Source organism: Spirosoma aureum (assembly GCF_011604685.1).
Taxonomy (GTDB): domain Bacteria; phylum Bacteroidota; class Bacteroidia; order Cytophagales; family Spirosomataceae; genus Spirosoma; species Spirosoma aureum.
In genome coordinates, this window is sequence record NZ_CP050063.1 from 5,822,770 (window position 1) to 5,848,610 (window position 25,841).

At 46.7% G+C, this 25,841-nt stretch carries 20 protein-coding genes; 12 read left to right on the forward strand and 8 right to left on the reverse strand.

What is annotated here, in order from left to right; all coding sequences use genetic code 11:
- The first annotated feature begins 7 nt into the window (after nt 1-7).
- The 3 genes from G8759_RS23160 (at nt 8) to G8759_RS23170 (ending at nt 1,765) form a co-directional block, all read left to right on the forward strand.
- Nucleotides 8-370 (forward strand): DUF4180 domain-containing protein, encoded by a 363-nt coding sequence (locus G8759_RS23160; RefSeq protein ID WP_167213211.1) that lies wholly within the window; start codon nt 8-10, stop codon nt 368-370.
- Between the two features lie 189 nt (nt 371-559).
- Entirely contained in the window at nt 560-1,138 is a 579-nt protein-coding gene (locus G8759_RS23165) for a dihydrofolate reductase family protein (protein WP_167213214.1), read from the forward strand.
- Nucleotides 1,139-1,360: 222 nt separating this feature from the next.
- A complete protein-coding gene (locus G8759_RS23170) occupies nt 1,361-1,765 on the forward strand; it encodes a ribosomal maturation YjgA family protein (protein ID WP_232073916.1) in 405 nt (134 codons plus the stop codon).
- Nucleotides 1,766-1,860: 95 nt separating this feature from the next.
- Here the strand turns inward: G8759_RS23170 and G8759_RS23175 are convergent, their stop codons facing one another.
- The 4 genes from G8759_RS23175 to G8759_RS23190 all read right to left on the reverse strand — a co-directional run bounded on the left by G8759_RS23175 (nt 1,861) and on the right by G8759_RS23190 (nt 5,837).
- A complete protein-coding gene (locus G8759_RS23175; protein WP_167213217.1) occupies nt 1,861-3,204 on the reverse strand; it encodes a GntT/GntP/DsdX family permease in 1,344 nt (447 codons plus the stop codon).
- Nucleotides 3,205-3,256: 52 nt separating this feature from the next.
- On the reverse strand, nt 3,257-4,540 hold the full coding sequence (locus tag G8759_RS23180; RefSeq protein ID WP_167213220.1) for an McrC family protein: 1,284 nt from the start codon (nt 4,538-4,540) through the stop codon (nt 3,257-3,259).
- A gap of 120 nt (nt 4,541-4,660) precedes the next feature.
- Nucleotides 4,661-5,443 carry a GTP cyclohydrolase I FolE gene (folE, locus tag G8759_RS23185; protein ID WP_167213223.1) on the reverse strand — a complete coding sequence of 261 codons (783 nt, stop codon included), beginning with the start codon at nt 5,441-5,443 and terminating at the stop codon, nt 4,661-4,663.
- A complete protein-coding gene (locus G8759_RS23190) occupies nt 5,406-5,837 on the reverse strand; it encodes a 6-pyruvoyl trahydropterin synthase family protein (RefSeq protein ID WP_167213227.1) in 432 nt (143 codons plus the stop codon). Before G8759_RS23190 ends, folE begins: the two co-directional genes overlap by 38 nt.
- Before the next feature lie 264 nt (nt 5,838-6,101).
- On the opposite strand from G8759_RS23190, the gene G8759_RS23195 reads away from it, so the two are divergent.
- The 4 genes from G8759_RS23195 (at nt 6,102) to G8759_RS23210 (ending at nt 11,295) form a co-directional block, all read left to right on the forward strand.
- Nucleotides 6,102-7,208, forward strand: coding sequence for an MBL fold metallo-hydrolase (locus G8759_RS23195; protein ID WP_167213230.1), 1,107 nt, complete (start codon nt 6,102-6,104; stop codon nt 7,206-7,208).
- 153 nt (nt 7,209-7,361) lie between these two features.
- Nucleotides 7,362-8,741: a Gfo/Idh/MocA family protein gene (locus G8759_RS23200; protein ID WP_167213233.1), complete on the forward strand. Its 1,380-nt coding sequence runs from the start codon at nt 7,362-7,364 to the stop codon at nt 8,739-8,741.
- Nucleotides 8,742-8,840: 99 nt separating this feature from the next.
- On the forward strand, nt 8,841-10,067 hold the full coding sequence (locus G8759_RS23205) for a sugar MFS transporter (protein ID WP_167213236.1): 1,227 nt from the start codon (nt 8,841-8,843) through the stop codon (nt 10,065-10,067).
- 118 nt (nt 10,068-10,185) lie between these two features.
- Entirely contained in the window at nt 10,186-11,295 is a 1,110-nt protein-coding gene (locus tag G8759_RS23210) for a mevalonate kinase family protein (RefSeq protein WP_232073917.1), read from the forward strand.
- Between the two features lie 52 nt (nt 11,296-11,347).
- On the opposite strand, the gene G8759_RS23215 is transcribed toward G8759_RS23210, so the two are convergent.
- Nucleotides 11,348-12,556: an ABC transporter permease gene (locus G8759_RS23215; protein WP_167213239.1), complete on the reverse strand. Its 1,209-nt coding sequence runs from the start codon at nt 12,554-12,556 to the stop codon at nt 11,348-11,350.
- Nucleotides 12,557-12,623: 67 nt separating this feature from the next.
- On the reverse strand, nt 12,624-13,007 hold the full coding sequence (rbfA, locus tag G8759_RS23220; RefSeq protein WP_167213242.1) for a 30S ribosome-binding factor RbfA: 384 nt from the start codon (nt 13,005-13,007) through the stop codon (nt 12,624-12,626).
- A gap of 264 nt (nt 13,008-13,271) precedes the next feature.
- Between rbfA and G8759_RS23225 the strand changes: the two genes are divergently transcribed.
- From G8759_RS23225 to G8759_RS23235, 3 genes are all read left to right on the forward strand, one after another.
- Entirely contained in the window at nt 13,272-14,681 is a 1,410-nt protein-coding gene (locus G8759_RS23225; protein WP_167213245.1) for a hypothetical protein, read from the forward strand.
- A gap of 122 nt (nt 14,682-14,803) precedes the next feature.
- On the forward strand, nt 14,804-15,595 hold the full coding sequence (locus G8759_RS23230; protein WP_167213250.1) for a queuosine precursor transporter: 792 nt from the start codon (nt 14,804-14,806) through the stop codon (nt 15,593-15,595).
- Nucleotides 15,596-15,838: 243 nt separating this feature from the next.
- Nucleotides 15,839-18,808 carry a purple acid phosphatase family protein gene (locus G8759_RS23235; RefSeq protein WP_167213253.1) on the forward strand — a complete coding sequence of 990 codons (2,970 nt, stop codon included), beginning with the start codon at nt 15,839-15,841 and terminating at the stop codon, nt 18,806-18,808.
- A 10-nt stretch (nt 18,809-18,818) separates the two neighbouring features.
- Here the strand turns inward: G8759_RS23235 and G8759_RS23240 are convergent, their stop codons facing one another.
- On the reverse strand, nt 18,819-20,693 hold the full coding sequence (locus G8759_RS23240) for a cytochrome-c peroxidase (RefSeq protein WP_167213256.1): 1,875 nt from the start codon (nt 20,691-20,693) through the stop codon (nt 18,819-18,821).
- 81 nt (nt 20,694-20,774) lie between these two features.
- Nucleotides 20,775-21,533, reverse strand: a complete 759-nt coding sequence (locus G8759_RS23245; protein ID WP_167213259.1) for a TrmH family RNA methyltransferase — start codon at nt 21,531-21,533, stop codon at nt 20,775-20,777.
- A gap of 133 nt (nt 21,534-21,666) precedes the next feature.
- Here G8759_RS23245 and tamL point away from each other — a divergent pair, with 133 nt between their 5' ends.
- Both tamL and miaB read left to right on the forward strand, forming a co-directional pair.
- On the forward strand, nt 21,667-24,186 hold the full coding sequence (tamL, locus tag G8759_RS23250) for a translocation and assembly module lipoprotein TamL (RefSeq protein ID WP_232073918.1): 2,520 nt from the start codon (nt 21,667-21,669) through the stop codon (nt 24,184-24,186).
- 166 nt (nt 24,187-24,352) lie between these two features.
- Complete coding sequence (gene miaB, locus G8759_RS23255; RefSeq protein WP_167213265.1) at nt 24,353-25,819, forward strand: tRNA (N6-isopentenyl adenosine(37)-C2)-methylthiotransferase MiaB; 1,467 nt, start codon at nt 24,353-24,355, stop codon at nt 25,817-25,819.
- Nucleotides 25,820-25,841: the final 22 nt, after the last annotated feature.

Here is a 25,841-nt window from a genome sequence, read left to right on the forward strand (position 1 = left end):
TAACGGCATGGACATTAAAACGCATACAATAAATGACATAAAAATTGCTGAAGTAGTTTCAGATACTATTGTGGTTAAAACAACTGATGATGGATTAGACTTATTAGGCAATTTATATTACCAGGATTTTGACAGAATAATTATTCATGAAGAAAATATTACACCCGATTTTTTTGATTTAAAATCAGGAATAGCTGGGGAAATGCTTCAAAAGTTTTCAACCTATCGGGTTCGTTTGGCTGTAGTTGGCGATTTCGCTAAATATCCGGGTAAAAGTATCAAAGACTTTATTATTGAAAGTAATAGAACCCGGCAAATTAATTTTGTAAATTCAACAGCAGAAGCGTTAAGTAGGCTTTCAGCGAACTAATCAAATTGAAGTCCGACACGCTTTCTTGTACCATTAACGATAATGTTCCGTATGAATTTTTAGACGAACATCGGTTAAAACGCCAGGAAATGATCAATTGATTCAGCCGCTTTAACAATGCAAATGCCAAACTGGCTTCATAAATTTGAGTAGCAGAAACAACTAAGTACGATAAAAAATCAAAGCGCAATGAGAAAGCTGAAACTACAAATGCAACTATCTGTCGATGGATATGTAGCTGGCCCAAATGGAGAACTTGACTGGATGAATTTCGATCAGGATTCAAAACTTCTGGCATTGATCAACTCCCTCACTGACAGTTCAGACACTATTCTACTCGGCAGAAAAATGACTGATGGCTTTGTGACCTATTGGGAGAATGTTGTCAATAATCAGCCTGACAGTCCAGAATTTTCTTTTGCTCAAAAAATGGTCGATACACCTAAAGTGGTTTTTAGTAAAACATTGAAAAGCATTGCCGGTAAAAATGTAACGATTGAAAATGGTGATTTGGCTACAGCCGTAAAAAACATGAAGAGCAAAACCGGTAAAGATATTATCGTTTATGGAGGGGCTGGCTTTGTTTCTTCACTCATAAAAGAAGGGCTCATCGACGAGTTTAATTTTTTTGTAAACCCAATCATGATTAACAAAGGGTTGAGAATTTTTGACCTCCTCGGGGAGCGGCAAAAACTATTACTTCAAAACGCAACTGGTTTTGAATGTGGGGTTGCCGTTTTAATTTACAAGCTGAATAACCCTCAATAGCGAAATCCCTCAAGACACGAGCGTGCTCGAACTCTTTCTTAATTGAAGCTTTTGGCGATCTAATTACAATTGGATAAACTAAGTTAGCACTATACTGCTTTATCAAATGTGGTGCTTAATCTTCGGGGTATTTTTGCAATGTTTTGACACAGAAAGTTACTGGTCAATAAATCGTTGTAATTGAAAAATTCACAATTTTGTCATGCGTATCTATTTTCAATAGTGATACAAAGAAGATATATTAATCTAAAATTCAATACGTTATATTTCACTTTCGCCGTTCTGCTGTTCGGCATTGAAATTCTGATTGCCAAATTTGCTCATGACCCAATTATTCGCCCCTATGTTGGTGATGTCTTGGTTTCGATACTGATTTATTGCTTTGTAAAATCATTCCTACCTACGCCTGTTTTACCTACTGCTTTATGTGTTTTGCTTTTTTCGTATACCATTGAGGTTATGCAATATTTTCATATTGTAAACAGGCTTGGTCTTCAAAATTCAAAAACGGCCAGTACCGTTATTGGAACTTCGTTTGAATGCATAGACTTGGTTGCCTATACAGTTGGGATTGCAATTGTCCTCTATCTTGAAAAAGTAAGCACTAATAGAAAACATCAAAGCTAAACGATGTGATAGACAAAAATGCATCTGCCAGGGTATTACCATACTAGCAGACAGTACAGTTAAATCGTTAATGAAGTATGAAGCTGCTGGCGTAATCACACCACCAGATTTAAGGCTAATACGCCCAGCAACCCTATTACAGATACGATTGTCTCCATGAGCGACCACGTTCGAATCGTTTGACCAATAGTCAGGTTAAAGTATTCCTTAAACAACCAGAAACCGCCATCGTTGATATGCGAAAACATAAGACTTCCCGAACCAATGGCTAATACCATTAATTCGGGCTTGATGGTCTGACTTTGAATCAAGGGCGCAATAATTCCGGATGTTGTCAGGCCAGCCACCGTTGCCGAACCGACACATACCCGAATAAATGCAGCAATACCCCATGCCAATACCAGTGGCGGAATTGTTGCATCGGCCAGCAAACTACCAATGTATTTGCTGGTGCCGCTATCCGTAAAAATCTGCTTCAACGCACCGGCACCGGCAATAACCAGCAAAATAGGCGCAATAGCCTTAACGGCTTCTTCCATGTCTTTGGTAATCGCTTTCATCGATTGTCCGCGCCGGATACCTAGTGTATACATGGCAGTAAGTACCGATAATAACATCCCTATATAGGGTTCAGCCAGTAACGTAACAATCGTTTTTAAGGGAGATGAATCGGGTAACGCCCCTTTTAGCGGTCCAAATGTAGTTAATAGCAATACGGGCAAGAGCGCAACGAAAAAGCTGATACCCGTACTCGGCAGATTTTCAGAAGATGGTTTTGCACCGGCTTTTGCTCCCGGCACCTCATCGATATCAAACAGATCTTTATCGGGTGTGATCTTCATATTGACCAGCGTTTTGCCAAAAATTGGTCCGGCAATAACAATGGCAGGAATCGCGACAATGAGTCCGTATAGAAGTGTCTGGCCAATATTGGCATTGAGCTGAGCAGCCACGGCTGAAGGCGACGGGTGAGGAGGAAGATAACCGTGGGCAACCGACAAGGCCGACAACATGGGCACGGCAACCGACAGTAACGGTAATCGCGAAGATGCGGCTATGGTAAAAATCAGGGGTACAACAATAATGAAGCCCGCATTGTAGAACAGCGGAATACCGACAACGAAACCCGCCAATGCCAGCCCCCATCGAATATTTTTAATGCCGAATAGTTTGATCAAAACATCGGTAATGCGCCGGGCGGCTCCGCTTTCAGCGACAAGTCGGCCAAGCATAGCACCAAATCCTATAATCAACACCAGATCGCCGAGGGTTCCGCCAATACCGGTCTGAATCGATTTTCCAACATCCTGTACGCTCATACCCGATGCCAGCCCGATACCGAGTGAGACAAGTACGAAGGATATAAACGTATCTAAACGGACAAAAGCGACTAATAGAACAAGGGTCAGGATACCAATTAAGGTCAGAAGAAGGGGCATAAGGCGTTACGGTCAGGTTAGGGGACGCGTTTCTACACGCAAAGAAAGCACATCATCGAAACGACAAAGCGTAAATGGCCAATTTTTCTACTTCATTTGCCAGTGGGTTCAGTATAGTAAATGGCACAACATGCAAACGAGTATCAGCATCGTAGTCAAACACGGGTAGTGGATGCTGAAAGGTTTCGTTTGCCGGATAAATCAAAAATAGCTCATTGGCTCCGTACTTTTTACCATAAGCATAGAGTTGATAAAGATCCGATTGCTCGATTCCATAGTTCCGGGCATGATCGCGGCTGGTCAGTTCCTTCCACTTCATATCCAGCACAAATGTCTGGCCATTATGCCGAATCAGGATGTCGGGCCGGAGTTTAAATTTTGGCACCCCGATATGCTCATCGACCAGGTGCGCCGACGACTCCTGAACGGCCACTGCATCAGCGATCGGCCAATATCGACGAATACCGTGTGAAACATAATCCTCAAATACACGCTCCATTGGGAATAAAAGCGATAGATCGGCTGTCTGACCAGCTTTAACGCCATAGGCTCGCCTGCCCAGTAAAGCCTCAGCCCAACGCAAAACCAGTTCATAACGGGCAAATATCCGGGTGGTTCGCCTGACCATTTTCAGATCATCCGGGATCGATTCACAAACCGGAATTTCATTCATAGCCCAGTCAAGTTGCCGGATGCGCTGCTGAACACCGGGACTGTGGTTTCGCTGCCGCAGGTAAAGTAGTGTCGTTTTTAGGAGTCGGTTGTGAGGCACATTGGCCGTCAGAACGTCATACACAACGGCTAATCGCTCGGCATGCTGCGCATTTTCGCGTTGCTGCCGGGTGGCCTGAAACTTGCCTTTCCAGAATTGTTCGTTGCTTTCTACCGACACATAGGATCGTTGGATACCCTGCCTGACCAAAGCTTCCAGAGCATCCAGAAAGGCCGTAACAAATACCTCCCACAAGGGCAGGTTTGTGGCATTGGTGTATGCCGATGTAAGCGTACGGAATGGTCCATGCTCGAGATGCCGCAGCATGGTCAATAACATCGATCGGCTGGTTAAACCGTCCCCAATTTTTGGCAGAATCTCTAATTGGGTACCATCAGACAGGGTTAATAAACCAACATAATTTCGAACCCGAATGTATTCATGGCCTTTTTGGACAGAAAAGGTCAATAAACCATCAATGCCATCTGCATCAAAAGCCAGTTGTCGAAGAGCCTCAAAAATTGGGTCGGAAACAATTACATCCGCCGACAGACCTGATCGTTCCTTAACGTCGATGCTCCTGCCAATGAGGCCGTTTTCAACAACAGTAATCAGTGAGGGCATAACAGGCGTACTTTTAGCCCAACAAATTACGGATTGAATCCGTAAATACACTACCCCCAGGTACGCCGAAGGGCACAGAGGAAAAACCCCTGTGCCCTTCGGCCAATAATCCTTTATAAATTAGATCGTTACACTTGGCTGAGCAACGTAACGCAGAAATTCCTGTTTGGTCGCTTCTTCGTCAAATTTGCCGCCGTAGGCCGCTGTAATCGTTGATGAGTTTACATCATGCACTCCCCGCGTCGATACGCACAGGTGCTTCGCATCGATCATAACCGCAACATCTTCGGTTTCGAGAACTTTTTTCAGTTCATCGGCAATTTGCACCGTCAAACGCTCCTGCACCTGTGGTCGTTTGCTGAAATACTCCACAATCCGGTTCAGCTTCGACAAGCCGATCACTTTACCGCTGGAAATATAAGCCACATGTGCCTTGCCAATAATCGGCACAAAGTGATGCTCGCAATAGGTCTGAACGATTATGTCCTTCTCCACCAGCATTTCATTGTACCGGAATTTATTATCGAAGAGCGTTGGCGTGGGTTTGTTGGCGGGATTGAGCCCCCGGAAAATTTCTTTTACATACATCTTTGCCACACGCCGGGGCGACCCTTTCAGGCTGTCGTCGGTCAGATCAAGGCCAAGAATGTTCATAATTTCCCGAAAATGTTCTTCAATCAGGTCAATTTTGAGATCGTCATCCAAATCAAAAGCATCGGGACGCATAGGTGTATCAATCGACGAAGCACCATGCGCATCACCCAGTTCATCAACCAACTCGTCGCGGTCCGCCGTCGCAGAATAGTGTCCGTTCAGGCTATGGCCGTTTGTATGTACACCGTTGTTGTGGTTACCATTTGAACCATTAAGCGGGGTACTCGACGAAGTTCCGTTCAGTTTCATACAGTCTGATTTTAAGGTCTAAGCCCTCGCTTAGCTGATTACGTAAAATGGTATAAATAACGATGGCAATGTTTTCGGCCGAAGGATTCAGGTCTGCAAACTCTTCGGTGTCGAGGTTCAGGTTTTTGTGGTCGAAGCGATCTGTAATGTGTTCTTTAATCAGATCACCGAGAAGTTTCATATCTATGACATAGCCCGTCTCAGGATCGATTGGCCCGGTAACCTGCACGATAAGGTCATAATTATGCCCATGGAAATTGGGATTATTACACTTGCCGTAAACGCGGGTGTTTTTCTCATCCGACCAGTTTGGGTTGTTAAGACGATGAGCCGCGTTGAAATGTTCCTTGCGAAACACGGCAACTCGCGGGGCGTTAGCCCATTTTGTGTCCATAAAAAGAGAATCGAAACCAGGATTCGATCAACCTGTCGTTACAAAGTTTGTGTACAACACAGGCAGACGGCGGAACGTGTAGCCAATACGCTCCTCAGTGTGCTAATACAAATTAATAACAGCGAGTTTCCCTATTTTGTTCAATGTTTTTAACAAAAGATTAAACAGAAATACGCTGATATGCTTTGATAACACCTGTCAACCAGGTATTGTTCCACTCGTCATTTTACGGAACCTGACACCGGTTGGCGCCGTTCAAGCACCATGAAACGATTACGAACCACCATGATAACACTTGCGCTTCTAGTAGCCGTTGCTGTCGGCTCAACCTATTTATTTATGCAGCAAAGCGTTTTTGGCAGCAATCCGGCAACGGATCGGCTGGAACGGATCTTACACTCAAAAAACTATCAGAACGGCTCTTTTCAGAATCTGGAAGTAACACCTGTTATGCCCGAAGATGCGTCTTATTGGGGGATGATGCAGGATTTTCTACACAAAGATCCCAACAATATCCCCGCCTATCCATTACCATCCGTCAAAACCGATCTGAAAGCGCTTGCCGATGATAAACCGTCAATTGTTTGGTTCGGCCATTCGTCGTATCTGATCAAATCGAAGGGAATTACGGTTCTGGTCGATCCGGTCTTTAGTGGCAATGCCTCGCCCGTGTCTTTTTTCGGAAAATCATTCCCAGGTTCTGATGAATACAGTGTTGATGATATGCCCGACATCGATTTGCTTATCCTGTCCCACGACCACTACGATCACCTGGATTATAAAACCATAACGCAGCTAATTCCAAAAGTCAAAAAATTCTATACAGCTCTTGGTGTTGGTGCTCACCTCGAACGCTGGGGCGTTCCGACCGACCGGATTGTTGAGTTCGATTGGTGGGATAAACAGCAGGTTTCTGATAGCATTGTCTTAACGGCAGTACCAGCCCGGCACTTTTCGGGTCGGAGCTTTACACGGGGAAAAACCCTATGGACTGCCTTCGTGCTTAACCTGAACGGAAACAACCTGTTTTTGGGTGGTGATTCGGGTTACGGCAAGCACTTTAGAGAAATTGGCGATAAATATGGCCCATTCGATCTGGCCATATTAGAATGTGGTCAATATGGCAAAGACTGGCCGCATATTCACATGTTTCCCGAGGAGGTGGCAACAGCCGCCCAGGATTTGCGCGCTAAAACCATTTTACCGGTACACTGGGCAAAATTTTCGCTGGCCCTTCATGCCTGGAATGAACCGATTAAACGTCTTCTCAAAAAAACCGACGAACAGGGAATGGACGTTACTACGCCCCGCATCGGCGAACCAGTTTTGCTAAATGCATCCTATCCAAGAGCCGTTTGGTGGAATTTTTAAGTGTGTAGTCCTTTAACCCATCGCCGTGCTACGGTTTCCAGGGGCGTAAATGGTAACCTTTTTACGACGCCGAGGGCATCGAACGAAAGATCTGCTATGCTGAGTTAAGCAAGAATCCTTATCTTTCCAGTCCTAAACAATTGCTTTTTTTGCATGGACTTTACGCCCACTCGACGCCAGTTTATTCGCACGGCTGCTCTGACCGGAGCAACTGCTTCTGTTTTCCCGTCTATTCTAACCGGTGCAAAACCTGTAGACGCCAAAGTAAGGTTGGGTTTTATCGGCGTTGGAGCGCGTGGTCGAAGCCACGTTGATCAGGCACTTTATCGCGACGATGTGGTCATTCCGGCAATCTGCGACATCGATGCAGACAGTATTGCCCGAACAAATGACATCTTTAAGAAGAAAGGAAAACCCTTACCCGAAGCCTACACGAAAGGGGATGAAGCCTTTTTGCAGATGCTCAAACGCGATGACCTCGACGGGGTTATTATTGCAACACCCTGGGAGTGGCATGTACCGATGGCAGTAGCCACGATGAAAGCGGGCAAGTATGCTGGCGTTGAAGTATCAGCAACGGTTAAGCTAAAAGAATCGTGGGACCTGGTGGATACGTCAGAAAAGACGGGTATGCCCTGCATGATTATGGAAAACGTCTGCTACCGGCGCGACGTGTTAGCTATTTTAAATATGGTACGTCAGGGGTTATTTGGCGAAATGACCTATGCCCATTGCGGCTATCAGCACGACCTGCGTAACATCAAATTCAACGATGGCAAATCGATTGGTGGCGTTGGGGCGGAATTTGGTGCAAAAGGCTACTCAGAGGCCCACTGGCGAACCCAGCATTCTGTAGATCGCAATGGCGATGTGTATCCAACGCATGGCCTGGGCCCGGTTGCTCATTGGCTCAACATCAATCGCGGAAATCGATTTCTCCACCTGACCAGTACAGCCACCAAAAGCCGTGGCCTACACAAATACGTTGTTGACAAGGGTGGTCCTAATCACCCCAATGCGAAAGTTAATTTCAAACTTGGCGATGTTGTAACGACTGTTATTGAGTGCGCGAACGGCGAGAATATCGTGATCATTCATGATACAAACTCCCCTCGCCCCTACTCGCTTGGGTTCCGGGCGCAGGGTACGCAGGGAATCTGGATGGACGATAACGACATGATTTACCTGGAAGGCGCAACCGGCGACCATGTTAGTCCCAAAGCCCACACCTGGGAACCCTTTGCGGCTTATCAGGAGAAGTATGACCATCCACTCTGGAAGCGCCACGTCCAAACTGCGGAGAATGCCGGTCATGGCGGTATCGACTTTTTCGTTATGCGCGCTTTCATCGAATCCGTCAAAACCAAAACACCACCACCCATCGACGTATATGATGCAGCCGTATGGAGTGCCATTAGTCCCTTGTCGGAGGAGAGCATTGCGGGCGGCAGTAAACCCATCCAGATACCGGATTTTACGCGTGGTAAATGGAAGACAAACAAGCCCATATTTGGCCTTAACGACGAATTTTAGGTAGTCAATGAGCGAAGAAACAAATTTCTATTCTTAATTTGTAAAAAATTTTAAAATATATAAACCCACCCCTTACCATTTTCTTATCGACTATTACCTATGACACCTACCGCTCCTCCTTCGCAGGTCCGTTCGAATTACACGATTCCGTTGCTGATTGTCGGTGCTTTATTTTTCATTTTTGGCTTTGTTACCTGGGTCAATAGTGTACTGATAGCCTTCTTTAAGCAGGCATTTAATCTGAGTACGGTCGGCTCCAATCTGGTTGCTTTCTCATTTTTCATCTCCTACACGCTTATGGCCATTCCGTCGTCAGCCGTGTTAAAGAGAACGGGATTTAAGAATGGCATGTCGCTGGGTTTATTGGTTATGGCCGTTGGAACACTGATTTTTGTTCCGGCAGCGAAGTCGGTATCCTATCCGCTGTTTCTGGTTGGTTTGTTTCTGATCGGAATTGGTCTGACCGTGCTACAAACAGCCTCTAACCCATACGCAACTATTCTTGGCCCCCGCGAAAGTGCGGCTCAGCGGATCAGCTTTCTGGGCATCGCCAATAAACTGGCCGGGATCATAAGCCAGTTTATTTTTGGCGGACTGTTGTTAGCAGGTGGTAATGCTGTTTCGGGAGCTGCATCACTGGAAAAAGTCGTAACACCTTACCTTATTCTAACTGGTGTCCTGGTCGTTCTGGCCGGATTAATCCGGTTTTCGAACCTCCCCGAAGTTTCAGAAGAACAGGACGACGCACCAGCAGACGCAACCTCTCATACCAGCGTCTCGCAGTTTCCTAACCTCGTTCTGGGCGTTATAGCTCTCTTCTGCTATGTTGGGGCTGAGGTCATTGCCGGAGACACCATCATCAATTACGGCAAAGCGATCGGTTTTACGAACGATGAAGCGAAGTATTTTACCACCTATACGCTCTATGGTTTGCTGGCTGGCTATGTGCTGGGTATTGTTCTAATTCCTCGGTATATATCACAGCAAACATCTCTACGGTTTGGGGCTATATACGGTCTTGTACTGACTACGGCGACCTTACTGACAAGTGGGTTTACATCTGTCCTGTGTGTGGCTCTGCTGGGTTTTGGGCTGGCTCCTATCTGGCCAGCGATGTGGCCACTGGCGCTTAACCGACTAGGACGATTTACTAAAATTGGGTCTGCTCTACTCATCATGGGTATTTCGGGTGGTGCCTTATTGCCCCTGCTCCATGGTTATCTGACCGATACGATCAGCCCTAAAATGGCCTATGCTTTGCTATTACCCCTTTTTGGCTTTATTTTATACTATGCCACGATAGGGTATAAGAAGACAAGCTGGTAATGTTTATAAATATGGATGGACAAAGAACACGGAGAAATAAATAATCTTTGTGTTCTTTGTCCATCCATATTTATAATCACATAACTTTCCTCAGGCACCAGTTAGAAGTATTATCACTTTGATTTCGTCGTTTACTCCCTCTCCCATAACTGCTTCAACGCCTGGTCGTATCTGCCTCTTCGGCGAACACCAGGATTACCTGGGATTGCCAGTCATTGCCGCTGCCATTTCGCGCCGTATTCAGGTTCGGGCACAACGCGTTAGCTCGCGGGGTTTCCGGCTAAATCTACCCGATATAAAGAAGGCTGTCAATATTCCGTTTGACGGCCTTCCATTGCCTTACCCAGACATTCGCGATTATTTTCGATCGGCCGTGAATGTGCTGCTTCGCGAAGGCTTTCTGTTTTCAGCGGGTATCGAAGGTGAAGTTCATGGGAATATCCCAATCAATTCGGGTACATCGAGTTCATCGGCCTTGCTGGTTACCTGGCTCAATGTGCTGACTCAGCTTGCCGATGAACCGCGTCAGTTAGCTCAGGAACAATTGGCGGAGTTAGCTTATGTGGCCGAAGTTCTGGAATTTGGGGAACCTGGGGGTATGATGGATCACTATTCCACCGCTGTTGGCGATGTCATCTATCTGGAGTCAACGCCAACAATTTCACTTCGTAAATTCCATCCAAAACTCGGCACGTTCGTTCTTGGCGACTCTCAGGAGCCAAAAGACACAATTGGAATTCTGAAACGGGTCAAGTTTGGCATGCTTGACATTATTTCAAGACTTAACGCCGTTAACTCAACGTTCTCGCTGCATTATTCTCCGCTAACCGAAGCAACTGAGTTCAAGGATATTCTGAGCAAAGACGAGTACATTCTCCTAAAAGGCAATCTGGCTAACCGCGATATTCTACGCGATGCTCTTGCTGTTTTGGATACACCATCGGGAACGACGGACGAAATCGATCACTTCCGTTTTGGCAAGTTACTAACCGAACATCAGAACAATTTACGCGACGCCCAACGCATCAGCACGCCGAAAATTAATCGGATGATCGATGCGGCTCTCACGGCCGGAGCGTTAGGGGGTAAAATCAATGGCTCGGGTGGAGGTGGCTGTATGTTTGCCTACGCACCCGAAAACCCGGAACTGGTTGCAGAAGCTATTGAGCGCGAAGGTGGTAAAGCGTATGTGATTACAGTAGATAGGGGAACAATGATTAGCCCGTAACGGCTATCGTTCACAGCTATGGCTTTATTGATCATGCCCAAAATCGGCCTGCTTACTTCACATTAGCGGCCCGTTGAGCCGGGAACCACGACGTCAGAAAAGTTACCACAATCACCAGAACGGCAGTCATAATGATGTCACTACTGTCAAGACGAACCGGATAGGCATCGATTATCGAGCTTACAGTTCCCATGCCGATGAAGCCATATTGTTCCTGCGCCAGACAGATAAAAACGCCGATTGCCAATCCGGTGAAAGCACCAGTTAAAGCGATGATGGCTCCTTCGGTCAGGAAAATCCGTCGAACCAAACCCGTTGTTGCGCCAAGTGCATACAAAATCCGGATGTCTTCTTTCTTTTCGATGACCAGCATAGACAACGTAAAGAATATGTTGATCGACGCGACCAGAATGATAAATGCCAGGGTGATAGCGACCAGCAATTTTTCGATGCGAATAGTTCGGTAGAGATCAACATTCAGGTCATCCCGGCTCTGGACGATCAGTTTATCCCCCACAACATCCTGCAACGCCTGTTTTGCTGCATTCTCATCCGTACCAGGCTTCAGTTGAATTTCAAGGCTGGTGGCTTCATTGGTACTGTAACCAAATAATGACCGGGCTACAATTGACGGAACAAGCACGAAATTATCGTACTTAGACTCGATAAAAAACACGCCTGAAACTGTCAACGATTCCCGATTGAACGCATTGGGGTTAAGTACACTGAACGATTGATCACTTTGCGGATATAAAATCTCCAGTGGTGTTAGAATATCGACTGCCGATATGCTCAGGTCATTCCGGACTCCATCGGCAACAATGGCATAGTTTACGCCCCGATCGCGTAGCCGCAATTTACCTTCGAGCAGGGCCGAGTCGAGTTGCTTTCGTTGTAGGTAACTATCATCAACGCCTTTAAGCCGCACAACTGTTTCGCCATTTGCATAGCGAGCCAGTGCATTATCCTGCACTACGGCGGTTAACAGGTTTACACCAGCGGTCTGTTGCAGGCGCGTGAGCAGTTCGGGTGATGCCATGAACCGTTTACCCTGCTTAGGCAAAACGGTCATATCGGCCTCAAACGTTTTAAAAATCTGCCTGTTCAGTTCATCCATCCCGTTGAAGACTGACAAGACAACCACCAAAGCCATGGTTCCAACGCCTACGCCGAGCATAGACAGAATCGATAGCCAGCTAATAAAACTGCGTTTCTTTCGAGAGAAAAAATACCGTCGGGCAATCCAGGTCGGGAGGTTCATGAAGTAATTAAGAAAGAGTGCCTGCGTAAATAACTCTGACTGTGTTAATCACGCAGGCACGATACGCTTATTCGGCATCGTCTTCATCCTCCTCAGGTGCGGGAGGAATTTCGAGACCTGCGAAGAGCTTGTCCATTTTGTCGGCATATTCGGCCGTGTCATCCAGAAAGAAATGGAGCTCAGGAACGATACGGAGTTGGTGCCGAACCCGGTCGCCGAGATGCTGCCGGAGTACTTTTCCTTTCTCCTGAATACTTTCCAGAAGCATTTCTTTATTCTTGGTAGCCAGAAAGCTCAGGTACACACGGGCTACGCTCAGATCGGGCGACACACGCACGCTGGTGACCGTAATAAAAGCCCCGTTGAATAAATGTGGCACTTCGCGCTGAAAAATTTCACTTAAATCTTTCTGCAACTGCCGGGCTACTTTTTGTTGTCGTTTCGATTCCATAATATCTTACCTGGGCAACAAGTTGATTGGAAAGTTAATTGACTGGTGATTCCGCTCGCCAGAGGCCCCGATGGCTGTTTATTGACTAACGATCTGGCACCTCCAATTAATTACCCATCTGCAAATATCTGCACCTTTTTCGGTTCTGCCGAAATTGACTGTAAATTCGCAGTAGCAGTTAGTCAGTAGATAAGCCCAAAAATAAAATGAATGATGGGCTCGTCTACTTATCTAACCTACCAACATTTTGAATAGCCAACTGTTTTGTTACGTTTTTTCCGCTCTTATTATCCCTATCAATACGCCAGCCTGCTCGGGTTGCTGCTGTTGATTCGTTTGCCACTCTTACTGCATCCATTTCCAATGTTGATTCCAGAACTGAACTGGATGCTGGTAGGCGAGCAGATGAGCGAGGGTCATCTGCTTTACCGCGACATCTGGGACAGCATCAGCCCTCTATCGGCCGTGGTTTACTGGGGTTTACACACGTTATTCGGTCGTTCGACGCTTGTACTACATATTGCGGCAACGGTCGTTTCCGTCTTTCAGATCGTTTATTTCAATTACCTGACCAACAACCGCGATGTGTATCCCGATCGATCGTTCTGGCCAGGCTTGATATATATGCTGTTTCTGCATCTGTCCTTCGACTGCCTGACGCTCTCCCCGGTGTTGATGTCCACGAGTTTTCTATTATTGGCTTTCGGAACGCTCATCAAACAGATGGAACGCCGGGGTGCTACTGATGAGGTATTTGAGGTTGGTTTCTACATCGGCATCGCGGCTTTGTTTTACCTGCCCTCTGCTTTATTTATCATCTGGGCAACATTATCGCTACTTTTTTATACCGGAACAAGCTTTCGCCAACACTCCCTGTCACTATTCGGTTTTCTGTTTCCGATCGCTGCTACCGTCCTGTTTTATTACCTTAATAACAGTCTGGATGATTTTAACCGCAATCTACTGGCCTCTGTATTTCGGGTACGCCAATATTCACTGTCTGATTTTCAATCACTCGTTGCGTCCTTATTGATACCGCTGGGTCTGGGCGTGCTGGGCTTTCTAAGTTTATTTAGAAGTTCGAGTCGATACGTCAACTTTCAGCAACGGGTTCAGCAGATTATGATGATCTGGTTTGTTACTGCCGTGCTTACGATTGCGCTGGGTCCTTTTCTGGCTCCCATGTCGTTTCTGAGCTTCGTGCCGCCGATGGCCTATTTTACCTTGTATTATTTTGAAAATTTCCGAAAAGGATGGCTGGCAGAACTAGGCTTTTCAATCGCCTTCGGACTGATTCTGTTGTTATTCTATCAGGGACTTCTTGGGCTGATTCCGGGTTCGGACCTGGGCCGATTAAGTAGCTTACAGGTTCAATCATCTCCCCTTCCTGATAACATCCGGGATCGGCACATTCTGATTATTGGTGAAGATTTAAGCGCTTACCGGCTAAATCGTCCGGCCACGCCTTACCTCAATTGGGATTTAGCGAAATACGATCTTAAAAATCTGGATAATTACGAAGCCGTTATCAACGTATTTGATCACTTCCGGAAAGATCCGCCCGATTATATTATTGATCGCGAAAATGTGGTCGACAAATTATTTCAGCGTGCACCAGCCTTAGCTGGCTGGTATGAAAAAACAGCTACAGCAGGCGTGTATAAGCGTAAATGAGTAAAAATTTGTAGATTATGTTTCAGCGTTCATAGCCGAGGGCATTCTTAGCCAGATCTGTAACAGCCCAATCTGTCCATAAACTACAAATCGAATAGTAAAAACGTAAACCCATAATTCACATGCCTTCCCTCTCCTTTACAAATAAACGTACCAACCTGTATATCTTTCTAAGTGCCATTTTCCTGACAAACGCGCTCGTTGCCGAAATAATCGGTGTCAAAATTTTCTCGGTTGAAACGATGCTTGGCACTAAACCAGCGCAGATTCATTTATTCGGGGATTTTATTCTGGATTTCAATCTTACAGCTGGTGCAGTTATCTGGCCATTTGTTTTTATTACGTCTGATATTATCAATGAATATTTTGGCAAATCAGGTGTCCGACGAATTTCCTTTCTAACGGCTGGTTTCGTAGGTTATAGTTTCCTGATTATTTATGCCGTCACAAACCTGCCTCCGGCGCAGTTCTGGCTCGATGTAAATGCCAAAGATGCAGCGGGTAATTCCATCAATATCGATAATGCGTTCCAGATGATCTTCCGCCAGGGGCTGGGTATTATCATCGGTTCACTGACTGCTTTTCTGGTAGGCCAGATTCTGGATGTCTATGTATTCCACTCCTTACGCAGGATCACGGGTAGCCAAAAAATCTGGCTCCGGGCGACTGGTTCAACCCTTGTTTCGCAATTAGTGGATTCGTTTGTAGTCTTGGGAATCGCTTTCTACGTCTTCGGTAACTGGTCTTTAACGCAGGTGTTGGCAGTGGGGATTATTAATTACATCTACAAAGCGACATCAGCTATCGTACTGACCCCATTACTGTATGTAGCTCACTATTTTATTGATCGTTACCTCGGGAAAGAACACGCCGAAGAACTGGCAAACGAGTCAGCGATGAGTTCATTTATGTGATCAATCATTTCGATTCAATAGTAATAAAAATACTCAGTCACCTCAAAATTGACTGAGTATTTCCTGTTTTATATGATTATTTATTCCTATTTTTTATAAAAAAAGTAATATTATTATAGTTACTATCAGAAAGTTTATAGTACATTCATACCATACTAGACGGATATGCGCTAGTTGATTATCCGACCCATATCAATAGTAACATAGACTTACGCTAGTTCACCTTATAGTCACTACTAACTAATGAAAACATCTATAGTTTGGGGATTATTTGTGTTGGTCTGGCAGTCGGCAATAGCCCAAACCTCCACAACACTGGTAGCATCCGGAGCTACCTGGCGCTATTCCGACAAAGGGTCAACCCCACCCAATCAAACTGTCGGGCCAATAACCTACACCTGGAAAGATCTTGGCTATGATGACTCAAGTCCTACATCCTGGTCAGTGGGCGCTTCTGAACTCGGTTATGGCGACGGCGACGAATCAACGGTCGTCAGTTTTGGCTCTAGTTCTACGAATAAATTCATCACCACCTACTTCCGGAAGACCGTCAGTGACGCTGCAATCCTGACGCGTTTCCGCTATAAAATTCGCTACGAACGGGATGATGGTATTATCATTTACGTGAATGGCGTCGAAGTTCGCCGGGATGGAATGCCTTCAGGTACAATCACGAATACAACTTCGTCGACGCTTAACGTTGAAGATCCGCCCAATACTTTTTATGAATTTTACCTGCCCAACGGAACCCTCCAATCCGGCAATAATGTAATAGCTGCCGAAATTCATCAGATTGGGCTAACCAGTTCCGATATTTCATTCGATCTCGAGCTTATTGCCGAAACAAACACCAATACGCTGGCTGCCACGACATTACCTATTACGGCAACAACAACCAGCAATTGGAAATATGCCGATAATGGCATCGATCGTGGAAGCACCTGGCGGGCACTGGGGTTCGATGATTCATACTGGCAGCAAACAAATATAGGTACAGTAAGCCGAGGGCGTATGGGCTATGGAGAAAGCGACGATCCGAACACGTCTACGTTCGATCCTGCCAGCAATAATCCGTTCAATGCAAACCCTTATACGAATTACGTCAGTTTCGGGACTAACCCGACCAACAAATTCATCACTGCCTATTTTCGCAAAAAAGTCAATATTCCTAACGTGGCGGCCAATCCGGGTTATGAGCTGCGATTTATGCGCGACGACGGCATTGTGATTTTCATTAACGGCACCGAACTCCCACGCGATGTCAACGGCAACAATAATAACATGCCCTCTGGTCCGGCCTCCTTTACGACTCCGGCGGCTTCGTCGATTGATGCGGCTAATGAGAAAGTCTGGTCGTCCTGGCAACCGGTCAGCACGACCCTACTGCAGAATGGCGATAACATCATTGCGGTCGAGGTCCATCAGATTGGGCTAACCAGTTCCGATATAACATTCAACCTCGAAATGCGCGTGCAGGGTGCCGTTGTCGTTACGCGCGGCCCCTACCTCCAGCTTGGCACTCAAACAGCCGCTACCATCCGGTGGCGCACCGATGTAGCCACTATTGGGCGGGTTACCTATGGTTTATCGACGACAAGCCTAACAGGGGTTACCAGCGAGACGGTAAGTTCGACGGAACACGAAATCAGGCTTACGGGTCTAACGCCCGATACTCAATATTTCTATAGTATCGGTACCACTACGCTTGTACTACAGTATGGACCTGACAATTATTTTCTGACAGCTCCCCCCGGCACGACCAAACGAAAAATCCGTATTGCTACCTTCGGCGATTGCGGGAATAATATTGTCGATAATAACCAGACGAAGGTCCGGGATGGTTTTCTGTCGTTTCGGGGTTCAACACCCACCGACCTGTTGATGCTCACCGGTGATAACTCCTACGATGGTGACGATTCACAATACCAGACTAACTTTTTTGACCCGTACCAAGCAACTACGCTATTAAAGAATTCAATGATTTTTGCCATTCCGGGTAACCATGACTATAATAATAATGTAACATTAGCGGCCAATCATAACATACCTTATTTCTCGATCTTCAATTTGCCAGCCAATGCTGAAGCTGGTGGTGTAGCCTCCGGTACCGAAGAATGGTATTCGTTCGATTACGGCCCAATTCATTTTGTAATGCTGGATGGTTACGGGACTCGAAACGTAAATGGTATGGACATCCGGTTTTATTCAGATACGATCAATCACCCGCAGTCAATCTGGTTAAAGCAGGACCTGGCTGCCACGACAAAAAAATGGAAGATCGTCTATCTGCATTTCCCGCCTTATTCGCAGGGGTCGCACAATTCCGAAACCGAATCGGATCTTATTGCCGTTCGGCAACGGATTAATCCAATACTCGAACGCTTCGGTGTTGATCTGGTCATGCTTGGGCATAGTCATGTCTATGAGCGATCGTATCCAATTCATGATCAGACCGGCCCCATGAGCGATTTCACAAATAATCCATCTGCTTATCGATATCCAGAAGACAATAGCTCCGGGCGGTACGACGGATCGGCGAACTCCTGCCTGTATAAAAATACATCAGAGAAGAAAAAACAGGGAACAGTTTATGTCGTATCAGGATCGGCAGGAGCGCTGGATCATAATTTAACATGGGGTAACCATCCGGTAATGGTCTCTACGCAAAAGCTGATTGGCGGCTCGTTTTTCATGGAAGTCGAAGATAATCGACTGGATGCTAAATTTCTGGAAAACAAATCACCTTCCTCCTACTCCATCACTGACCAGTTTACAATCATGAAGGATGTAGACCTGACCCAATCGCTGACCATCACTAATGGACAGTCTACCACACTGTCGGCATCGTTTATCAGTGATTATCAATGGAGCAATCCGAACAACGGTGGTTTCACAGCATCGACCCGTTCGGTAGTGATTACACCCACTACCAGCGCAACCTATGTTGTAAGGGATAGTAAAAACTGCCTGCAGGATGTATTCAAAATTCAGGTCAATGGGTCGGGATCTATGTTTACGTTAAAAACCGGCAACTGGAATGACCCAACGGTATGGTCAGCAAATAGGGTTCCAGTCAGTACCGATGTGTTGCAAATAAAGCACCTGGTGCTTATACCGGCCAGCTTCGTCGGCTATGCGCTTCGAATTGGTCTTGACCTTGGCATCAAACTGCAATACGGTGCTAATGCCCAACTTCGGCTGGCAACACCCTAGGGTACTGTAGTCAATATCGGCCACCGGGTTTGCGTCTGTTCCAGGCCTGGTGGCCTTCAACCACTGGTAAGTGTAGTGGGCGGTGGGTATATCCTGTTGTATCAGTCAGAGCGTTCAGAAAAGTAACCAATGCGTTTTGCTCCTGTAGATTCAGGTCAAGGGGAGTGCTGGGCAGTGTCTGGCCCTCCAGTTGGATGCCGATACCCCTACCTCCCCCCCGATTGTAGAAATCAACAACCTGAGCCAGCGTTCGATATGACCCATTGTGCATATAAGGGGCCGTAAGCGCAACATTGCGTACAGTAGGTGTCTTAAAGGCAAACCGTTGCAGATCTTTTTGGTACGCATTAAATTTTCCAGGATCGCGGTCAAGCTTTGCTTTTCGAATTTTTCGTCGACGGGGTACACCAATCAGTTCACTTTCCACTTTTTCGTAATGGGGTGGCACGAATCCATTATAAATCGGGAAGAAATGACAGGTGGCACAGCGCGCTTTCCCTAAAAATAAGTTAAAACCTAGTTGCTCATCAGCCGATAACAGGACGTTTTCTCCTTTCAGATAACGATCAGGGCGAGCGTTAAGGCTCGTCAGACTCCGGACATAACAGGCCAGTGAATTACGAACATTCTGGGCCGTCAGACCATCACTAAAAGCATCGTTGAACCACGTTCTATATTGTTTACTCGCCGAGAGTTTTTGAATGACCTCCTCGGGCGAAGTGCGCATCTCGTGCGTATTTTTTAGTACATCATGGACCTGATCTTCGAGGTAAAGGGCTCTGGAATCATAAAACTGAGCCTTTTGCAAACCCGCATTAAGCAATGTGGGTGCGTTACGATCGACCCGCTTCCGGCTGCCAAAAGCACGACTTTTGATTTGTCCATCCGTAAATGCCCGTTCAGGACGATGACATGACGCACAACTTCGGGCATTGTTACCTGACAGAAGGGGGTCGAAAAATAAGATTTTCCCTAAGGCTATTTTCCGGGGCGAACTAATGAACTCACTATAGGTAGTCAGGTAATCGGGGCGAAAAGCGCCCGAATCAGATAACGTAGCAATCAGAGGTGACAGAAAGCGACCGCTGGCCGATACAGGAATCGAAAGTAACTGCCTGGCCTCACCTAACGCCCGACAAAGCGGATAAAATTGTTCACGGATAAACGCCACCCGATCAAAATCATTAAAACTGGGCGCTTCGTTCAGCAACCGAATCGCATCGGCCCATCGTTGCTCCAATGCCGAACCGACACTCTCAGGTAAACGTCTGGAATAGGGCAGGAATACGTCGTGAAGCGCACCAAGCGATACGGCCGATTCGGCTAGACCGCTCCTGGATTCAGGTGCATCGTAACCCGTAATACCCAACGCCACTATCCGAAATAGTTGCTGTCGCATGGCATCCAGAATATCACCATCCGTCAGTCGGTCGGCGGGTATGCTTTGCTCCAATCGAACTGCATAAGACAGGAGCACGTTCAACTCACGCTGTAGATTGGCTTTTTGTGTACGATCAGTGACTGGGAACAAATAAGGCTCGATCACTTGCAAGCCCGTGGGCGGAGTTGTATGTTGCCCAGGTTCATCTTCCTCAACTTCCACCACCGGTGGACCATTTACGCGCATCGCCATATAGGGCTGGTAGTATTCCAGCAGCCATTCAACCCGCTTATACCCTTCGCGGCTTCGCCGAAAAGCGGCCCTGATCGAATCGGCCGGGGCATCTGTTGCGACTAGATCGATCAGTTGCTGTAAATCCTGTTGAAACCGGTTTTTATCAGCAACAAACTGGCGAAAAACCGGTTGATCAGCCAGAGTAGCTGGCCTGGGCGACACGGCAGTAGCGAACATCAGGCAGACAAGAAGGGGGATCAGTCGAGCCATTTATCGTCCAATTTTATGACAATACCGCCATAAAATGGTATTATACATTTTTATCAGGACAATTGCTAGCGTTAGACTGTATTATGACAAATCACCGGTTCGACGCCAGTTATCCAGCAACACGGCTGTAGCAATACCAACATTCAGCGATTCTGCTCCTCCATAACTTGGAATCGTTACGCGCTTCGTTACAAATGGTTCTACAGCTGGGCCTATTCCATTCGATTCATTGCCCATGACCAGATAACCAGACGTACCGAAGGAGAGTGTATGCACATTTTCCCCGTTTAAAAAGGCACCATAAACAGCAACCCCATCGCCCAACTGGCTTAAAAACTGAGCGATATCACCATACCACCAGTTTACCCGCGTAAATGAGCCTTTACTGGCCGAAATTACTTTGGGATTGTAGACATCGGCAGTTGTTTCGGAGCACAATATCTTCCGGACGCCATACCAGTCTGCAATACGGAGAATGGTACCCAGATTGCCAGGATCACGGATATCATCTAAAATCAGGGCTATTTCATCAGGACCAGCCAATAGCGGCAGGTTTTCTTTCGTTCTGACAACAGCCAGAGCTGCGTTGTTACTTTCCAGCGTACCAATCCGCTCCAGGTCGGCCACAGACGCGATTTCGACAGGAGTTCGTTGGCGGTCTGTTAGCCGAGTGTTTTCTTTGTAGAATGCTTCAGTCGCCACAAGCATTTCGATCTGAAAATCGGATTGAAAAACTTCCTGTACACTCTTGGCACCTTCAACCAAAAAGGCACCATGCTGCTGACGGTACTTTTTCTGATGCAGTGACTGAATATATTTGATCTGATTCCTGGAAAGCATGGTTTTTATAAAGAATAATGTACGATCCGGCGTTCCGGAATGGGTACTGAATAATAGAAGGCACAATAGTCGCCTGACTCATTATTCACTACTCATTATACACTGTACATTAATTCTAAGTTTGTCTGGTTGTTTGAGTTCCAAACGATTACAGGGCGATAAATACATACTTACGGCTCAAACGGTGAAGGGCAATCGCACGATCACCAGTGAACAGCTCGAAAGTCTGATTCCCCAGAAGCCCAATCGCCGGATACTTGGGTTACCGATCACCCCGCCACTCTGGTTTTATCAGCTTGGTCTCCGCAAATATAACCGCGATGCCGTATTACGTGAGCTGGAGGCCAAAACTAACGAATTTGAACAGCAAAGTCAGCAACTGGCCAATCAACCCAAGGCGTTGAAGAAACTTAACCGGCGATTTAGTAAGCAGGCCAAAAAGTTACGTCAGGAAGCCGAAGAGGGGAACTGGCTGATGCGTAATCTTGGTGAACCTCCCTCCTACTTTACCGAAGGCGACGCGCAAACGAATGCGGCAAAGATGCAGAAATATCTGTCGGACAAAGGATTCTTCCACGCCCGAACAGCGTATAAGCTCGACACCCTTCGCCGACGCCAGATCCGGGTAAATTATCAGATTACCGAAAATGCCGGGTTTTATCTACGGAATATCAAGTACGAAATTGCCGACGCACGCGTCGACTCTCTTGTTCGCAATTCGCTCATCGTATCGAAACTTAAAGCAGGGGAGCGATTCGATCTCGACAATATATCGGGCGAAAAAATCCGCATCGAATCCTTGTTACGCGATCAGGGCTATTACACTTTCTCGCGACAGTATATTCCCGTAACCGATCTGGATACGACCCGTCGTGGTACCGAACGGCTTCCTGGTGCCGATACGTTACACCGCCCCATTGATGTTTACCTACAGATTCTGAATCCGCCGGGTCGATCCGAGCATCCAATCTATCGAATCGGTGAGGTGGAAGTTCGGATCAGTCCCGATGAACTCCAGCCCGTCATCATTCCTACCGGGCTGGATACAGTCAGGCGAAATGGTATTACGTACTTGCTAGGAGGCCGGAATATATCATCCCGGCTTTTGGACAGTAAAATACGCACTCGCCCAGGTGCCCTGTATAGTCAGACGAATTACCGGGAGACTCAGCGTTCCCTGTTTTTACTGAATCAATTTAAATTCGTCAATCTTAATTTCATCGATACCACCAATCGGCGGTTGCGAACGCTCATAACCGCCACACCCTTAGATAAGTACGAAGCCACAGCTGAAAGTGGGTTCACGGTTCTTTACCAGGGACAAAGCTATCCGGGAGGATTTGGCAACCTCACATTCCGGGTACGCAATCTGTTTGGTGGCCTGGAAACCTTTGAAACCAGCCTTCGGTACGGATTTGAAGCCCAGACAGGGTTTGCCACGGAAACAAGTTCCAAAAGCATCTACTTCGCTCAGGAACTAGGTGTATCCAGTTCATTTACGTTTCCGCAGATCCTGTTTCCTAGCCCCCTACGATTTAAATTTACTCCGTATAATCCTCGTACACAGATCAGTTTGGGCTTCTCCAACACGATTCGACCCGATTATCGCCGTTCTACCCTACGGGCAACTACCGCTTACAACTGGCAGAGTTCGCCCACGACACAATTTAACTTATACATCGCCGACATAAACCTGATCAATGCGGGGAATGGGACCGACTCCACTATTAGTACTTCGTTTCAAAAACAACTGGATTCATTGATTGAACAGGGCAGTACGATCTATCTCGGTTTCAGACGATCATTTGCATCTGGCATTAGCTTTGGTTATACCTATAATACAAATACAACTGGCCAGAATCGACGGGCCAGTTTCTTGCGTGCAGTAGTTGAATCAGGAGGAACTACATTGAACTTCTTTCCGGAAACTCAATTGCGTAAGTTTTTCAATACAACGGATTCGACTGGTCTTCAATATTACAAGTACCTGCGGTTCAATTTCGACTACCGGCGTTACATCCCATTAAGTACCCATACAAGCCTGGCTTTTCGGATCAATACAGGTCTGGTATATGGCTATGGGTCGAATCGTACAGCTCCCTATGAAAAATTGTTTTTTGCGGGGGGTAGCAACAGCGTACGAGCCTGGCTTCCACGTCGATTGGGGCCTGGCTCGGAGTGGCCGCAACGATCTTCAACGAATTCAAACGCGCCCGGTCTGAATCCAGATTATCCGGAGCAGTTTCTATATACGTTCGAGAAGCCTGGCGATATGATTATTGAAGGTTCCGCAGAATTACGAGGTCGATTATTTCATTTGCTGGCCGATATAAACGGCGCTTTTTTTATCGATGCGGGTAATGTCTGGACCCTCCGCGATAATCCCAAACGCAATGGCGAAAACTTCAGACTCGATACATTTTTCCCTCAAATTGCGGTCGGAACAGGTGTCGGAATCCGGTTTGATTTTTCGTTTTTTGTCATTCGTTTAGATGGTGGAATTAAAGTCTGGGACCCGGCCAGGCAGTATTTCAAGGAGAGCGAAGGGAAATTTGTAGACGAACGGTTCATCCTGCCTAAGTTCTCGCTCAAACAACTTTCCAGTGGCCCAAATCCGCTGGTCATCAATTTCGGGATTGGTTACCCCTTCTAATAACCATCTATACCGGTTTAAGAGAATTTAACGGCCGAATCTGCCAAAATGACAGCATCTTTGTGCCATTCTTCGTAATTTTGTGTTCCAGTTGATAAGCCTGATCGAATCCAATAGCCTGTTCTGGTAAGAATTGGCTTATCAATACCTTGATTCATTGACGATTATGACGCTCATTCCTGAATTAACGATATTACAACCTGCCGATAAGGAAGCAATCGACCTGCCCCGTACTTCAGAAGAAGAATTGGCGGTAGGCAAAAAACGCCTGTATATCGAAAGCTACGGCTGCCAGATGAACTTCGCCGATAGCGAGATTGTGGCGGCTGTTATGCGGAATGCAGGGTTTGCCACAACGGCTTCGGCCGAAGATGCCGATGTTATTTTTCTGAATACCTGTGCTATTCGGGAAAATGCCGAACAAAAAGTCCGGAATCGGCTCAAACACCTAACGGGGCTCAAGCGTCAGAAACCCGAACTGCTGGTCGGTATGCTTGGCTGCATGGCCGAACGGCTAAAAACCAAGCTCTTAGAAGAAGAAAAAGTCGTTGATATTGTGGCTGGGCCTGATGCCTACCGCGATATTCCGAAACTGGTTGAGGAAGCTGAATCGGGCCAGAAAGCGGTTAACGTCTTTCTTTCCCGCGAAGAAACCTATGCCGATATTGCACCCATTCGCCTAAACTCCAATGGCGTTACCGCATTCGTTTCCATCATGCGGGGCTGCGACAATATGTGCAGTTTCTGCGTCGTACCGTTCACACGCGGTCGCGAACGCAGCCGTGACCCATATAGCATTGTTCGTGAAGCGCAGGACCTTTTCGACAAGGGCTACCGCGAAGTGACCTTGCTTGGCCAAAACGTGGATAGCTACAAATGGCAGGGAACAGAGAGCACTGATCAGGTTCAGCTCGGCGTTACGAACCATGCTCCTAACCCTGAGCCGGTTGTAACCTTTGCCAACCTTCTCGAAATGGTGGCTCGCATTCATCCGGATCTGCGTGTTCGTTTTTCAACGTCGCACCCCAAAGATATTACGGATGATGTGCTACACACCATAGCGAAGTACGACAACATCTGCAAATACATTCACCTGCCAGCCCAGAGTGGTAACAGCCGTGTACTGAAGCTGATGAATCGTACCTATGACCGCCCCTGGTACATTGGAAAAATTGACCGTATCCGTGAGATTCTGGGTGAAGATTGCGGCATTTCGACCGACATGATTTCGGGCTTCTGCACCGAAACGGAAGAAGAACATCAGGAATCTCTGTCTTTGATGGATTATGTTCATTACGACTACGCCTACATGTTCGCCTATTCGGAACGTCCGGGTACCCTGGCCGCTAAAAAATATGCCGATGACATTCCGGAAGACGTAAAAAAACGGCGGCTGAATGAAATCATAGCCCGGCAACAGGAACATTCTGCGGCACGCAATCAGCGCCATATCGGGCAGATACAGCGGGTTTTAATCGAGGGAACATCCAAACGCTCCGACGATTTCCTTTGCGGCCGTAATGACCAGAACAAAATGGTCGTTTTCCCAAAAGGAGATTTCCAGAAAGGCCAGTATGTCAATGTGCTGGTAACCGAATGCACATCGGCTACGCTACGGGGTGAAGTAGTGTAAGTTTTCAGTTTATAGTTTTCTG